Raw genomic sequence first — 15,623 nt, forward strand, 5'->3', positions numbered from 1 at the left:
AAACTGCGGACTAAAATAATAATTTTAACTTAATAAATACTACTACGGCATGTTAAAAGACAAGGATGAACAGCGAACATCGTTAGCAAGTTTGGGAGAGTTTGGATTGATAGATCATTTGACAGCAAACTTCAAGATTACGCAAAAGTCTACAGTGAAAGGAATAGGTGATGATGCAGCTGTATTGGATTTTGAATCAAAAAAAGTGGTGGTTTCTACAGATTTACTGGTAGAAGGTGTACATTTTGATTTGAGTTATATGCCACTCAAACACTTAGGTTATAAAGCGGTTGTGGTGAATGTCTCTGATATTTATGCCATGAATGCGAAAGCTACGCAAGTCACGATTTCCATTGCAGTTTCCAATCGTTTTCCTTTGGAAGCTTTGGAAGAATTGTATGCAGGAATTCAACTGGCAGCCAAGATGTATAATGTAGATGTTATTGGTGGCGATACGACTTCTTCTACAAAAGGTTTGCTCATTAGTGTAACTGCTATTGGTGAGATTTCGGAAGAGAAAATTGCTTACAGAAATGGCGCTAAAGCGAATGACTTATTAGTAGTTACCGGTGATATTGGAGGTGCTTTTTTAGGATTGAAAGTGTTACAACGTGAAAAATCGGTTTTTGAGGTAAATCCGAACAGTCAACCAGATTTAGACATGTATTCGTATATCATTGAGCGTCAATTAAAGCCTGAAGCTAGAAAAGATATTCCGCCTTTATTGGAAGATTTGGAAGTGCAACCAACCTCTATGATTGATATCAGTGATGGTTTGTCGTCTGAAATCATGCATTTGTGCAAGCAATCAGGTGTTGGCTGTAATGTGTATGAAGATAAAATTCCATTAGATCCGCAAGTAATTTCTACCTGTGAAGAATTCAATTTAGATAGTACGATGGTTGCCTTAAGTGGCGGCGAAGATTATGAATTATTATTCACTATTAGTCAAGAAGACTTTCCAAAAATCAAAGCAAATCCAAATCTAACAGTGATTGGACATATGACGCAAGAAAGCGAAGGTATTCATTTGATAACAAGAGCAAACACAAAGATTCCGTTGCAAGCGCAAGGTTGGAATGCTATGGATCAATAGAAGTTTTGAATTAGAAACATATCAATACCTTAGATATTTCTAATTCAAATTCAATTTCAATTTTGAAAATTATTAAAACGCAGGATTTTTCTTTTTATGGAACGAAGTCAACGTTTCGTTGATATCTCTGAGTTGTGGTGTAAGTTGTGTAATTTTTCCTTTGTCGTCGGTAGTAGCTTCACAGTTACAAAGCATGCATTGGTATTCATTTACGTGTGCAGTAACTTTTTTGGTAACTCTGTAGCGATGACCGAATACGCTACAGTACATTTTTCCGAGTGAAAAAGTAGTTTTTATACTCATATTTTCCATTACAATAAGTAGGTTAAGTAAGTTTTCTTTTGGTTACTTCGAATATACATATTCCAATTTAAAAGTCCGATGAAAAGCTGCATTTTTTAGATGAAATGCATGTTAAGCTTAGGTGAATGGTATGTTAAAAATGATTTTTATGAAAATCAGAAGTTAAAATCTTATGTAGCAAAAATGTATTTTCTTACGTGAGTTTATCTAGACAACATATTTTTAAATCTGTTAAGATAAATTTTAGTGGGAATTGTCTAATTTCTTACAAATTTTTCTAGCGAAAATAATAAGTCTTCTTTATTTTCAATATGACTCATATGGCCATCAGGAAAAATATCAACATCGACTTCTGAGTTTTTTGTTTGATCGAGTAAATCGTCAAAATCCAATACAGGATCATGTTTTCCAATAATCATCATTTTTTTATAGGGCGAAAAATGCAACAATACTTCCCGATCTTCTCTAATTTTCATGCCTTCTAAAGCAGCGACAATTCCCTGTAAAGAAGTTGTCAAAGCCTCTTTTTTGACTTCCTTAATTTTTTGAGCAAAGATTTTTCGGTTTTTAGGCCGAAACAAATTTGCAATAGAAATACGTATAAATTGTTTGTGATTGTGTTTTACAGCTCTAATAGCACGATCGCGATTTACTTTCCGTACCTCACTATCTGCTCTTGATGTAGAATTGATTAAACATAAAGCTTTTACATAGTCAGGATACATTTCGGCGAAAGCCAATGCTACATAACCGCCCATAGAATGACCTATCAAATGCATTTTGCGTAATTTGAGTTCTTTTACGACTGCAAAAACCGTTTCTGCCATTTCTTCCATGGTGTGAATATATCCTAAACACGGTGTTTTTCCATGACCCAATAAATCTATTGTGATGACTTTGTGAGTTTTAGAAAAAACATCTATGTATGGCTGCCACATGGTACTGGTTTCTAAAAAACCGTGCAAAAAGACCAACGCATTTCCTTTGCCCGAAACTGTGTAGGCAATTTCTATATTTTTATAAGTCACAAACTGTTGCATGTCGCAAAAATATGTATCTTTCGCTAGCTGTAATACCAAAAATTAAAAATGTTATCATCCATTTTTCAAAAATTATCACCTGCTGCTGAGAAGAAGCTACTCATCTTAGCAATAGCTACTTTTATATTGGCAGGAAGTTGTATGGTGCATTTTGATACGTTACTTAAAAATGATGCAGCTCCTTTAGGAATTATTTCGTTCGAACTAGCCAAAACACTCGATTGTAGTACACAAATTTTAGACTCTTGGAAAACTACCACAGGAGCAATGCAATCGGCGGAATGGAGTTTATGGTTCGATTATATTTTTATCATTACATATACAGTTTTATTGTGCTTAGTAATTCATCGTGTGCGAAGAACTGTTTGGACAAATCGAGAAAGTTTAGCGTACAGATTCGGAATTGTCATGATTAGAGTAGTTGTTTGGGCAGGAATTTTGGACATGGTAGAAAACTTTGCGTTGCTTCAATTATTTTATGGCGATTTAGAACCGCACTGGTCTACACTTGCTTTTGTAACTGCGATGATCAAATTTATCTGTATCGGTTTAGGAATTTTATATGTTCTTATTGGTTTGCTAACTGCTGGAATTAAAAAAATCACATAATCAATGTCAAAAAATAAAGAACTTTTTGTTACTGCTTTCGCCTTATTCTCTATGTTTTTTGGTGCGGGAAATCTATTATTACCACCATTATTAGGATATCAAGCAACAGATCAATGGTTTTGGGTAACACTCGGGTTTATGATTACGGCGGTCATTATTCCGATTTTTGGAATTCTAGCGCATGCGCGATTGCAAGGAACTATGTACGACTTTGGAAAAAAAGTATCTCCCATATTTAGCACCGTATTTTGTATCATCATTTATATCATTTCAGTAGCCATTCCGTCACCGCGAACGGCAGCTGCTACACATGAAATTTCTATATTTCCCAATTTTGGAACCAGCGCCTTACTCACAAGTAGTATCTATTTTGCGTTGGTATTGGTTTTTGTGTTGAATCGTTCTAAGATTCTCAACTTTATTGGAAAATTTCTAACACCATTAATTGTGCTCATTCTATTGCTCATTATTGCAATTGGTTTGTTTATGCCGCATCAAGAAGTTGCAACTTCTATGATAGAAGGTTCGCCCATATTTACTGGATTGTTGGAAGGTTACCAAACTTTTGATGCCATAGGAGCCATTGTGATTGGTGGAGTGATTATTATTTCATTAAACTTAAAAGGAGACAATTCATTTGAGGAAAAGAAAAAACTCATTGCAAAATCGGGTTGGATTGCGGGTATTGGATTGTTTGTTATGTATGCAGGTTTGATATTGCTCGGTTCATATTTTAGTAATGAAATAGAAATTGATATGAGTAAGGGAAGCGATTATATTCGTGCAACTTTATTGCGTGGCATAAGTACAGAAACCTTAGGAAATATAGGAACTGCCTTTTTAAGTGTATTGGTTGCCTTAGCGTGTTTTACCACTGCTGTGGGAATCACCACAGGAACTGCCGATTATTTTAAAGGATTGTTTAAAGGTTCGCAAAACGCGTATATAATTACTGCAAATGTAGCATGTATATTAGGTGTTGGTGTAGGACAATTGGATTTTCACGATATCATTGTAATTGCTATTCCAATCTTAAAGTTTATTTACCCAATAGCAATTGTGTTGATCTTTTTAAATGTCATACCGCAAAAATTTGCAACACCATTAGTATTTAGAGCAGTCGTGTTGGTAACGTTTCTCTTTGGATTGGTAGACGCCATTAACTTCTTCTATCCAACCAATGAAATCATTGTTACCATACGAGAAAATGTTCCTCTAGGAACGGCTGATTTTGGTTGGGTATTACCTGCATTGGTTGTTTTTGTGTTGACAGTATTATTCTCTCAGCAGAAAAATGAGGAATATAAATCTTTAAGCTGAAATTTAGATTACTTCATTTTTAAAATAAAATTCTTACAAATTTTATGTAATTTACTATTGTCATATCGAGCGCAGTCGAGATATACACAAAACGTAAAATTTAATAGTATATCATCATAGTTTTAAACTCATGAACAAACTCATCATTGCAGGTAACGGATTTGATTTAGCCCATGGCTTGCCAACATCGTATAACAATTTTATGGATGCTTTTTGGCGGGATTTACCAGATTGGTATTTGAATGATTTAATTAAAGAGACTGTACATATAGATGAATTATTCAATGATTTTCTTTTTGGAATTCCATTTTTGAACTACAAAGAATTTATAAAAAGCATTAATTTTTATATAAATAAAAATGATTTTGAAAAGACAAATGTTGAATATGAAATTATTTATCCAGAAGACACTACTAATAAACATAAAATAAAAATCTTTGAATTTAAAAATCAATTTTTTAAAGAGTTGAATGAAATACAATCCATTCAAAACTGGGTAGATGTTGAAAATGAATATTATAAAAAACTTAAAAGTATAGTAAAAGCACCTGTAAGAAGTCGTGATCGTATTAGAATAAGAAGGAATAATGTATTAAAACTTCATAAAGAGTTTGAGCAGGTAAAACAATTATTAGAAAGATATTTACAAAAGAATGTAGTAGAGGCTTATGATTTTAGCTATGGAAATGATAATTTTATTGAAATTATAGAACCTGTTAATTACGAAGAGATGCATGAAAGTTTTATAAGAGAACTTTCATCAAAAAAAGATAAACTAGATTTTTTAGAATTAGAAGCGAAGAGAAGGGATTCTAATAATATATCAAAAAATAAAAGCCAAATTCTTAATTTTAATTATACAAATACTTTGAATAATTATGAATATAAGAGACTAGATGATAGAGGCAATTCACTAATTAAAATAAACCATATTCATGGGAAACTAGAAGAGAATATCGTATTCGGCTTTGGAGACGAAATGGATGATGACTACAAACTAATCGAAGATATGGACGATAATGAATATTTACGCTATTTTAAGTCGTTTCAATATGTGCAAAATTCCAATTACAAAGATGTATTGCGGTATATTGATTCAGAAAAGTTTCAAGTCATTATAATGGGACATTCTTGTGGTTTGTCTGATAGAACTTTACTGAATACTATTTTTGAACATGAGAATTGTCGTTCGATTAAAGTATTCTATTATAAAAATGGTGAGTATGATAATTATACAGAAATCATTCAAAATATTTCTAGACATTTTAACGATAAGAAACTCATGCGTACAAAAATCGTAGAGAAAACATTATGTGAACCTATGCCACAGATTCAGTTATCTAAGAAGAAATAGTTTCAAAATGTCAGTTCGATTTTTATGATATCAACAAACGATTTAGTAAAAAGTGAAGATAGTACCTTCTGACAAGTACATTAGAAAATATTCGTGAATTCGTGGTTAAAGGCTTTATAACTGAAAGTCTTTTTTATGAACTGTTTTTTGTCACGAATTCACGAATAGTGTGTAGATAACAATTAATTCTATAAATATTCACACCAATCGTCAGTTCGAGTGTTTTTATGGAGCAAAGCAAACATAAAAATGTATCGAGAACAGCTATGAATTTCAAATTACTTCTCGATACAATTTTTCTTCACTTCATTACGAAAAACCACTCGAAGTGACGTTAGAAAAAATCTAAAAGCGAAACGGTCTTATATCTAAAAGCATTAGCGTTCTAAAAGCATTGCAAATCTAATTTTTTACGTAAATAAACACTAACTTTTACGACCAATGTTACATCAATCTAAACTATAAAAGAAAAAATACAAATGGCAGTTCAAGATATTACAAACTATACGTATCAAGATACTTTTTCATTAAGTGTTGTGCAATTTGAAAAAGCCTGTGTTGTTAGTAAACCTGAACAAGTAGATTCATACACTATTTACTGGATTAAAGAAGGAAAAGGAACGTATCATATCGATTTTGAAGAATATACGTTTGAAGGAAATATTATTTTCTTTTTGTCGCCAGGACAAGTCTTTTCGGTAAGCTCAGAGAAAATTAAAGAAGCGTACAAACTTTCTTTTAAAAAAGATTTTTATTGCATTCAAACACACGACAAAGAGATTTCTTGTAATGGCGTGTTGTTTAATAATGTATACGATTCGCCTTATGTGATTCCAAAGCAAAAAGATATTCAGCGATTGAGTTTGTTGTTGGAAGACTTGATTGAAGAATTCAATAATGAAAACTCCGGACAGTATGATATGTTGCAAAGCTATTTGAAGCAATTCATCATTCATTCGGTACGTGTAAAGACAGCCGATTTTGTAGTGAAAGAAGAAACAGAAACCAAACTCTACAAAGATTTTAGTGTATTGGTAGAACAGAATTTCAAAAAAACGCATTCGGTTTCAGCGTATGCAGATCGTTTGGGAATTTCGCCAAAATCCATCACCAAGCATTTTCAAAAACTCGGAACAATTACACCGAGTGACTTCATTAAAAGTAGAATCATCTTAGAAGCCAAACGTCAATTATTATATTCAGAACATTCTGTAAAAGAGATTGCATTTGATTTAGGTTTTAACGATCCTGCTTATTTTACACGTTTTTTTACCAAAGCAACTCAGAAATCGCCACTTTCCTTTAAGGCGGAATATAAGAAGTAGATTTATCTAGATTGTTAGACCGCTTTCGCTATTAGATATTAGATCGCTTCGCTGTTAGATTTTAGACATGTTAGATACGTCTTTGCGAGAAACATAGTGACGTGCCAATCTGTTTCTTTTGTAATAGCATTTTCTTTGTTTTGCTTTTAAACTTGTTAGAAACCTCTTTTTTATTGTCAATATTACTTTTTTTGTGTTTGTAGGCACGAGTTTGAAACTCGCGCTACCTATAGATATTACTGTCTTTATTTTTTACAGAAAATATTATGAGAAGTTTCTCAATACTAATGCCTCACTACTCATAACTTTTTTTCACTTTTAAAATAGGTTTTACGTTTCCAGAAATGACAGTTTGAAACCCAAAACATCTCTAAAAAGTCTAAAAATCTAGCAATCTAACAGTCTCATTCCCATTTGTCCAATTCTTAGGAACTTTTGTCCATTTTTTGAAATGCCTTTCCGCCGCATCTTTGTACTGTTCAAATGAAACAACGCTTTTAATCAACATAAAATGACAAAAAGTTGAAGTTTTAAAAATTGAAAATAAAAGACCAAAAATTATGAAAAATATAGAAAACACCGTTTGCCCAAATTGTTGAGGATATCAAGAATACGACGAGCAATATCCAGAGAGACAAATCTGTGAATGCAAAAATTAAATTATAAAAAATAAAAACAAATAGATTCCTGCCTTTGCAGGAATGACAAACAAACAAAAAGACAAAATTATGAGCACAAGAATTGAAACATTAAACCCAGAAACAACTACAGGAGAAGCAAAAGAATTATTTAATGCTGTACAACAAAAATTAGGATTTATTCCAAACCTAATTAAAGTATTTGGAAATTCTCCAGCAACGTTAAAATCATACTTAAGTTTAGGCGAATTGACAGCTAGCGGAAACTTTAGCAACAAATTCAGAGAGCAATTGGCGTTGGCAATCGCAGAAGAAAATACATGTAATTACTGCTTGTCTGCACACACGGCAATCGGAAAAATGAACGGATTGACAGAAGAGCAAACAGAAGCAAGTCGTCAAGGATTGGCAAGTGATGCAAAAATTCAAGCTGGTTTACAATTTGCACAAAGCGTTACAAAGAATAGAGGACAAGTTACAGGTGAAGAAATTGCAGCAGTAAAAGCAGCAGGATACAACGACGGAGATGTTTTAGAAATTGTATTGAACGTAGTTTCTAACACATTGACAAACTATGTAAATCACATTGCAGAGACCGTAGTAGATTTTCCATCTGTAGAAGCTGGAAAGTTTACGGTAGCACAATAGCAATAATAAAGTGAATTTCCTGAGTTTTTAGGAAAAGATTCAGGAATTCACATTTAAATAACCAATAAAAAATGACCAATTATGGAAAACCAAATAAAGAATAATTTAAAACACGTTCACGAACTTTTAGCAAAAGGCGCTTTTATTGAAGCAATGGAAACATATTTACATGATGATGTAGAATTGAGAGAAGCCAATGGAACACCGAAAAAAGGAAAAAAGTTTAATGTAGATTTTGAACATGATTTTATAAACAATCAGTTAGAAGAGTTTGTAAGATATGATGTAAAAAACCTTGCCGTAAATGGAAATCATTCTTTCTATACAGCAGAAATGGAGTTGAAGTTGAAAGATGGAACTACGATGCTTTCAGAGCAAGCAGTTGCTACAGAATGGAAAGACGGGAAAATTTATAGAGAACGTTATTACCACGCATAAAAACAGTATTTAAAACTAGAATACAATTCAATAATCACACAAACATAAATTTTAAAAAGAAGAATTACAATGAAAAAATTAATCGCAATCTTAGTATTATTCGTAGGATTTTCAATGACTACGCAAGCACAAAACAAAATGATGAAGAAAAACGTGAAAACGGTTTCTTTAGAACAAACAAAAGGTGAATTCACACAAAAATCTATTACACTTTCAGAAGGAACATACGTTTTTGAAATTGCCAATACAGGAGTTGGACATGATGTAGGATTTGTATTAGCACCAAAAGGAAAAACAGATGCTGCAAACCATATTAAAAACGCATATGTAACAGAAGTAGTAAAAAATAACGCGACAGGACATTCAAAAGAAGTAAAACTTAAAAAAGGAGAGTACGTATACTTTTGCCCATTGAATCCTACGCCACAATATACCTTAATAGTAGAATAACTACTATTGTTTTTTCATGATTGATAGTGAAAAGCACGCCAATGGGCGTGCTTTTTTTGTATTCTATATTTTGATCAGCTTTTTAGTTGCCGTTTTTCCGTCTTTTGATTGTATAGTTATGAAATATACGCCACTTGCTAAATCGTCAATGGAAACATTGTTCTGTACTTGATTTTTTAACTTTACTGTCTTGATCATTTTTCCATTAATATCAACAATTGACATGCGTTCTAGCACAACTCTGTTGTTTGAAGCAATTGTAATTTCATTTTGAGCCGGATTTGGATACATGTTAATAAATGCATTCAAATCGGGGAATTCTGTAGTAGATAAAATGGTGTTTTCATAGATTTTTACATTTCTATAAAAAGAAGTAGCATCATTATAACTTCCGCCGCCAGGATAACTAAGGTATGTAAACGTATCGTTGAATAAGTCATTGTCAGCAGCAAAGAATAAATACGGTACATTTCCAGTATACAATTGTCCAATTGGAATGGCATAATGTTTATAGGTATACTTATCGCTATCTGTATATGTGTTAAAATCGAGATTAAAAATTGCCGAGCTTGTTACATTTTCAAAACCATATAATTTATAAGCTAACAATGGATTCAGTGCTAAATCATCATCAATTCCTATATAATGTATTTCGCCATCTATAGTACTCATAAAATCAAATTCAATGACTGTATTTGGAGTAATGTTGTAATTAATTTCAACAGCTTTCCATGCATTTACAGACAAATGTAAGGTTGCGCCATTATCGTACACAGCAGAAACTCCATTATCTTCTGTAGTATCATAACTTAAAATGGTTTCAGCGCTAAAATCAATGATTGGAAGTAAAGTATCACAAGCATCATTTTCATTTGGATTGGCATCTAAGTTTACATCAGGATAACCATTGCACTGATCAAGACTATCACAAACGCCATCGCCATCACTATCATTATTGATATCATTTGGACAATCGTCACAAGCATCAGGAATATTGTCTAAATCGGTATCCAATCCAGAAGTACAACCATATAAAGTAGTCAATACATTGTCAATAGACCACAAGTTATTTCTACTGGCAACGGAAGAGTTTAATGTAGCTTCCATACGTACTTTTTGTCCTTGCGTAAACATAGCGTATGTTGAAGCTGTATAATCCATCATATTTGTAAGATTGTCTACACTTCCACAATTTGTAACCATTCCAGGACCAGGATAATCATCTAAGTCAAGGATAGAGTTTCCTTTTGTGTTTGGAGTATCTCCAACAAAATCGTCAAAATTACAATACACATCATTTCCATTTCCATTAGCATCTGCCCAAATATGAAATACATTCAACCAATGTCCAACTTCATGAGCTAAATTATGATACCAAGTTTGGTACATTTCACCATGTTCACCAAAAGCCCAGGCAGACATTACATGGCCATCTAAATAAGCGTCATTTACAGAATATACATCTGGTGGAAATGTAGCGAAACCTGAAGAGTCTGAATACTCAAGAGCTTGGCGAACTACATAAATATTAAAATAATTTTCGCGTGGCCAATGATAATTTAGACGCATGAGTGAATTGTCTCCGCGTACTGTGTAAAAAGCATCTACATGTCTATCAATTCCGTTAGTAGGATTTCCTTGCGGGTCAAATTTTGCTAAAACAAATCGTAATTTTTTAGTATCAAATGCTCCACGTACGGAAAGAAAGCTATCATCAATATTTTGATCAAAAGCAGTAGTGCCTGAAAAGAAAATATTCAAAGATTCTATAGCTCTTTCTACAGCGGCATCTGAAATATTTTCAACACCATTGTTATGAATTATGTGTACAACTACTGGAATTATATAATCTGTTCCAATAGTAAGTCCTTCAACACCTGAAAAATCTTCGTTTGCTGGACTTGCTTGAAAAGTCTGTGTAAAGTCTTCCAATTCTTGAAATGCAGGATTGTTTTCTGGTCGTAATTCAGGACGTTCAGCATATAAGCGTTGTCGAACAATATCTTGCCCACACTGTTGTTGTGCATGGGAAAAAAAGATACTGCCAAGCAGGAAAATGAAGTGTAAATTTTTTTTCATATTTATGTGATAAATTCGATCTGCGCAAAAGTAGATTTTAGTAACACTAATTGATAAATTCCCTAAAACCGTTTTTGATTAGTGAATGTTTAATTGAATTTTAATAACGCAACAGAATATTCTAAAGTGAACTCTTAAAAAAAGGGGAATTCGTATGTTTTTATCCTTTAAACCTGATGTCTCAATCTACCTTAATAGTAGAATAACTACTTATGGTTTGTTCCGCAACATTGCGTTGTTCTGGTTTCTGCGCTACTATTTCCTTCTTTTATCTCTGAAGTTAAGATATACTTCTCTTCAAAATATTCGTTTTTATTATTAACGATGCTAAAATCTAACTATTCAAAAACTCTTGCAATACAGATTGTAAAAGTGCATGACTCTATTTCATATTCGTTACATCTAAAATATTTTATAACAAAAGAAGCTGTCTTTTTAGACAGCTTCTTCATAAAAATGAAAAGTGATTTTTTTGATTGAAATCAATACACAATACTAAAGAAAAACCTAGGAATTCTACTGTTCTTAAAAAATTATAATGACTTAATTTTCAATAAAAAGCTGAATGTCAAATCCGTTCAATTTTTTACGAATACCATCAATCTTTTCTTGTAATGTTGTTGGATTGATTGTTAAATCTGGAAATATCGTTGCATCAGGTTTTACAGTAAGTTTTGTATAATTTTTGTTTTCGTCGCTGCTGCAGATAGTTCTCGTTTCGGTTTTTCCTTCTTTAAATAAAAACTCCCCTTTTTCCCCGTTGGAATAAGTGTGAAGTGTACACCATTCGGAAGCAGCGTTGATGACCATCATGCCGACTTCACAAAACCTGCTGCCTACCGCTAAATGTTCTTTTAAATTATGACAAGCACGCATTTGCGTCATGATGATTTCTGCATGAGACATTTCAAACTCTCTCTTTAATGACATTCCTGCATCATATTCAATAGAAAAACGATCTGAATACAGTGTAACTTTAAGATAGCTACATTTTTTACTCATGAATTTATCAAAAGCGTGACAAGCAACTTCTAGTGGAAGTCTGTCCAAAGATTTTTCAGCGTATACTTTTTCAAAATATAGTTGCGGACGCAGGCGAACATGTACACGACTTTCTAATGATTGAATATCTGATTCTGTGTATTTTGGTTTTTCTTTCACAGGTTAAAAATAAATTAATAAGTATGAAAGATTATGTTTTTGAGATGTAATCTTTCATACTTATCGTTACGTAATTGAATTCAATATTTTTCTGATCAATTTGCTCTGAAAAATGAATAATAATTCCAGTAACAATTTCTCCTATCTTAGGATAATCCTCTATAGTAATGCTGCTTTCACTAATATATGGAGCTAGAACAATACCGTAAAAATCTTTATTAATATCTATATAAATACCATGCGGTTCTATCTTAAAGACTTTTCCAGAAATAATTTCTCCTATGTGTAATTCTTTTTTTAGTGCATTCCAGCTATTTATATTTCTTATCATTATCTAAACAATTTGACACGAAAAACCATTTAATTTTTCTTTAACAAAATCAATCTTCCTTTGCAATATTATTGGATGAATGTTTATTTTTTACCAAGATGTTCAGATAAAAGAATCCACATGTCCTGCTCTTTGATTAAAACACAAGTTCCTATTCCTTTTCCTTCCACGGATTTTTCATTGATAATACCTTTCCAAAAGAAATCAAACACATACATAGCCGTGGTTTCTTTTTTAAAAATCCACCTTGCATTTTTGATAGTGTATTCTTCATTTTTGATGAGTGAAAAGTTATGCTCAAAGGCTTTTTTTATATTTTTTTTGCCAATATGAACATCGCCATTGGAAAATATAACATTTGCATTTTCGTGAATTAAAGGCGCTACATTTTTCCAATTTTGTGTGGACAATGCTGTTTCGTAATCCTTAATGAATGCTTCAGGTTTCATTCGAATGTTTATAATTTATAAAATCGATTCTTGCTGTAAATAGTACTGAGTGATGAGAATTGAGATGTTTCAAAAGAACAAATCAATACTTTGACAAGCTCAGTGTAAAACAAATTCACAAATCAACAAAAACAGCTATCACATCGAGCGCAGTCGAGATGAATTAGCGATTCATCAAATCTTCAATTTCATCAGCTTCAATAGGAATATTACGCATCAAGTTAAATGGTTCGCCAGTTTCTTGAATTACTACGTCATCTTCTAAGCGAATTCCGAAACCTTCATCAGGAAGATAAATTCCCGGTTCTACAGTAAATACCATGTTTTTGACCATTGGTTCCGTTAAGATTCCGTAATCATGCGTATCCAATCCGATATGATGCGAAGTTCCATGCATAAAGTATTTTTTGTACGCTGGCCAATCTGGATCTTCATTTTGTACATCTGCTTTGTCAAGCAAACCTAAACCTAGCAATTCAGACGTCATGATTTTTCCAACTTCTACGTGGTAATCTGCCCAAATAGTTCCCGGAACTAACATTTTTGTCGCTTCGTCTTTTACGCGATTTACAGCATTATAGACTGCTTTTTGACGCTCAGAAAAACGACCAGAAACTGGAATAGCACGTGTCATATCGCTTGCATAATTAGCATATTCTGCACCAACATCCATTAAAATTACATCGCCAGCTTTGCATTGCTGATTGTTCTCAATATAGTGCAATACATTTGCGTTATTTCCAGAAGCTACAATCGGAGTATAGGCAAACTTTTTTGAGCGATTTCGTAAAAATTCATGCATCAATTCCGCTTCAATTTCATATTCCCAAACACCTGGCTTTACAAAGCTTAACAATCTGCGGAACCCTTTTTCGGTAATATCACAAGCTTGTTGCATTAAATCCAATTCAATCTGGTCTTTTACAGAACGCAAACGCTGTAAAATTGGATTACTCTTGGCAACACTGTGAGCAGGATATTTGTCTTTCAACCATTTTGTAAAACGGTCTTCACGAGTTTCTGTTTCTACGTTTGCACGGTAATGTTCGTTGGTGTTGATATACACGGTATCACATTGCGTCATGATTTCAAACATGATTTTTTCTAGGTCTTGCAACCAATACACCGTTTTAATTCCAGAGGTTGCTAATGCGGCTTCTTTCGTTAACTTTTCACCTTCCCAAATGGCAATATGTTCGTTGGTTTCCTTTAAAAATAAAATCTCGCGATGCTTTTCTTTAGGGCAATCTGGAAATAATACCAAAATACTTTCTTCCTGATCTACGCCACTGAGATAAAAAATGTCTCTATGTTGCTCAAAAGGCATCGTGCTATCTGCACTAATTGGATAAATATCATTCGAATTAAACACAGCCAAACTACTTGGTTTCATCTGTGCCATAAAGTTTTTTCTATTCTTGATAAATAAGTTGCGATCTATTGGATGGTATTTCATTTTGGTAATTTTAATTGATTTACCTCAAAAATAATCAAACCAAAAAGGAATCAAGTAGCCAAATGGCGTTTTTTTTGATTTGAAGATGTATCAATATGGTAATTTGGAAATGTAGTTATTTATATCTTTTATAGTGGTAATGTATACTCTGTAAAAGTTATTTTTATCATTAAGAAACACATCGCCGAAATCACTAAGACAATCATAATTAACATAGCTAGTCTAATTTTTGTAGGCGTTTCTTTATATTCTTTATAAAATATTAATCCAGATACAATAAGAGTAAAACAAGAGAATATGTAGTAGTAATTTATTAAATTATTTGATTCTCTTGTAGTGACTTTTTTTAATTTTTTACCCAAGACATAACCTTCTGCAAATACTTCACTTTTAGATGTTCCAGAATAAATAATTTGAAGTTCAAAACCAAATTTGGGATCAAAATAATCCCAGTTTATTAAAAGTTCATTATTATCGGATTTGATTCTAAAATTACTTATTTCAGGGTTCGTCTGATTTACAATCTTATAATCTAATATCTTAGCCTCACTTGATAAAAACACTTTAAATTTTTTTCTTACATCAGTTTTTCTTATTTCTAGATCCCCATCATTCCAAATGACAATATTAGAAACGTATACATTGTCGTTCACTACAAGCGAATCATTTGAGAGTAATTTAATTTTAGGAGTAGAATTTTCTTTGTCAAAAATCAAGGATGGTTCTTTTTTTAAAGCATAAACAGGTTCTCTTTCTTTGTTTGAATACTCATAGAACAAGATAGTTAGTCCAATTCCAAAAAATCCAATTATTATTGTCCAAAAAATTCCAGAATTAAGTAATTTTTTTATCATTTTTATTTATCAATAACTTTCTTGATATTACTTTCATTAAAAATAGGAAAAAACTTAATTAAATCGAAAATT

Annotated in this window: 16 protein-coding genes; 8 read left to right on the forward strand and 8 right to left on the reverse strand. The window is 32.4% G+C overall.

What is annotated here, in order from left to right:
* Positions 1 to 49 precede the first annotated feature (49 nt).
* A complete protein-coding gene (gene thiL / locus Q0845_RS01015; protein ID WP_298507789.1) occupies positions 50 to 1,096 on the forward strand; it encodes a thiamine-phosphate kinase in 1,047 nt (348 codons plus the stop codon).
* Between the two features lie 72 nt (positions 1,097 to 1,168).
* On the opposite strand, the gene Q0845_RS01020 is transcribed toward thiL, so the two are convergent.
* Both Q0845_RS01020 and Q0845_RS01025 read right to left on the reverse strand, forming a co-directional pair.
* A complete protein-coding gene (locus Q0845_RS01020; protein WP_298507791.1) occupies positions 1,169 to 1,399 on the reverse strand; it encodes a hypothetical protein in 231 nt (76 codons plus the stop codon).
* Between the two features lie 257 nt (positions 1,400 to 1,656).
* Positions 1,657 to 2,439, reverse strand: coding sequence for an alpha/beta hydrolase (locus Q0845_RS01025; protein ID WP_298507793.1), 783 nt, complete (start codon positions 2,437 to 2,439; stop codon positions 1,657 to 1,659).
* 48 nt (positions 2,440 to 2,487) lie between these two features.
* Between Q0845_RS01025 and Q0845_RS01030 the strand changes: the two genes are divergently transcribed.
* From Q0845_RS01030 to Q0845_RS01060, 7 genes are all read left to right on the forward strand, one after another.
* Positions 2,488 to 3,048, forward strand: coding sequence for a hypothetical protein (locus Q0845_RS01030; protein ID WP_298507796.1), 561 nt, complete (start codon positions 2,488 to 2,490; stop codon positions 3,046 to 3,048).
* Between the two features lie 3 nt (positions 3,049 to 3,051).
* Positions 3,052 to 4,368 carry a branched-chain amino acid transport system II carrier protein gene (gene brnQ / locus Q0845_RS01035; protein ID WP_298507799.1) on the forward strand — a complete coding sequence of 439 codons (1,317 nt, stop codon included), beginning with the start codon at positions 3,052 to 3,054 and terminating at the stop codon, positions 4,366 to 4,368.
* Between the two features lie 130 nt (positions 4,369 to 4,498).
* On the forward strand, positions 4,499 to 5,722 hold the full coding sequence (locus tag Q0845_RS01040; protein WP_298507802.1) for an AbiH family protein: 1,224 nt from the start codon (positions 4,499 to 4,501) through the stop codon (positions 5,720 to 5,722).
* 479 nt (positions 5,723 to 6,201) lie between these two features.
* A complete protein-coding gene (locus Q0845_RS01045) occupies positions 6,202 to 7,047 on the forward strand; it encodes a helix-turn-helix domain-containing protein (RefSeq protein WP_298507805.1) in 846 nt (281 codons plus the stop codon).
* Between the two features lie 728 nt (positions 7,048 to 7,775).
* Positions 7,776 to 8,333, forward strand: coding sequence for a carboxymuconolactone decarboxylase family protein (locus Q0845_RS01050; protein ID WP_298507808.1), 558 nt, complete (start codon positions 7,776 to 7,778; stop codon positions 8,331 to 8,333).
* An 81-nt stretch (positions 8,334 to 8,414) separates the two neighbouring features.
* Positions 8,415 to 8,771, forward strand: coding sequence for a hypothetical protein (locus Q0845_RS01055; RefSeq protein WP_298507812.1), 357 nt, complete (start codon positions 8,415 to 8,417; stop codon positions 8,769 to 8,771).
* 69 nt (positions 8,772 to 8,840) lie between these two features.
* On the forward strand, positions 8,841 to 9,221 hold the full coding sequence (locus Q0845_RS01060) for a cupredoxin domain-containing protein (RefSeq protein ID WP_298507815.1): 381 nt from the start codon (positions 8,841 to 8,843) through the stop codon (positions 9,219 to 9,221).
* Between the two features lie 63 nt (positions 9,222 to 9,284).
* Here the strand turns inward: Q0845_RS01060 and Q0845_RS01065 are convergent, their stop codons facing one another.
* The 6 genes from Q0845_RS01065 to Q0845_RS01090 all read right to left on the reverse strand — a co-directional run bounded on the left by Q0845_RS01065 (position 9,285) and on the right by Q0845_RS01090 (position 15,551).
* Positions 9,285 to 11,300: a T9SS type A sorting domain-containing protein gene (locus tag Q0845_RS01065; RefSeq protein ID WP_298507818.1), complete on the reverse strand. Its 2,016-nt coding sequence runs from the start codon at positions 11,298 to 11,300 to the stop codon at positions 9,285 to 9,287.
* 543 nt (positions 11,301 to 11,843) lie between these two features.
* The gene (locus tag Q0845_RS01070) at positions 11,844 to 12,461 is read right to left on the reverse strand and encodes a hypothetical protein (RefSeq protein ID WP_298507821.1); all 618 of its coding nucleotides are present in this window, start codon (positions 12,459 to 12,461) and stop codon (positions 11,844 to 11,846) included.
* A 31-nt stretch (positions 12,462 to 12,492) separates the two neighbouring features.
* Entirely contained in the window at positions 12,493 to 12,792 is a 300-nt protein-coding gene (locus tag Q0845_RS01075; RefSeq protein ID WP_298507824.1) for a S1 RNA-binding domain-containing protein, read from the reverse strand.
* A gap of 83 nt (positions 12,793 to 12,875) precedes the next feature.
* Complete coding sequence (locus tag Q0845_RS01080) at positions 12,876 to 13,241, reverse strand: nuclear transport factor 2 family protein (RefSeq protein ID WP_298507826.1); 366 nt, start codon at positions 13,239 to 13,241, stop codon at positions 12,876 to 12,878.
* A gap of 163 nt (positions 13,242 to 13,404) precedes the next feature.
* The gene (locus Q0845_RS01085) at positions 13,405 to 14,697 is read right to left on the reverse strand and encodes an aminopeptidase P family protein (protein WP_298507829.1); all 1,293 of its coding nucleotides are present in this window, start codon (positions 14,695 to 14,697) and stop codon (positions 13,405 to 13,407) included.
* A gap of 128 nt (positions 14,698 to 14,825) precedes the next feature.
* A complete protein-coding gene (locus tag Q0845_RS01090) occupies positions 14,826 to 15,551 on the reverse strand; it encodes a hypothetical protein (protein WP_298507831.1) in 726 nt (241 codons plus the stop codon).
* Between the last annotated feature and the right edge of the window lie 72 nt (positions 15,552 to 15,623).

Source organism: uncultured Kordia sp., from assembly GCF_947489565.1.
Taxonomy (GTDB): Bacteria; Bacteroidota; Bacteroidia; order Flavobacteriales; family Flavobacteriaceae; genus Kordia.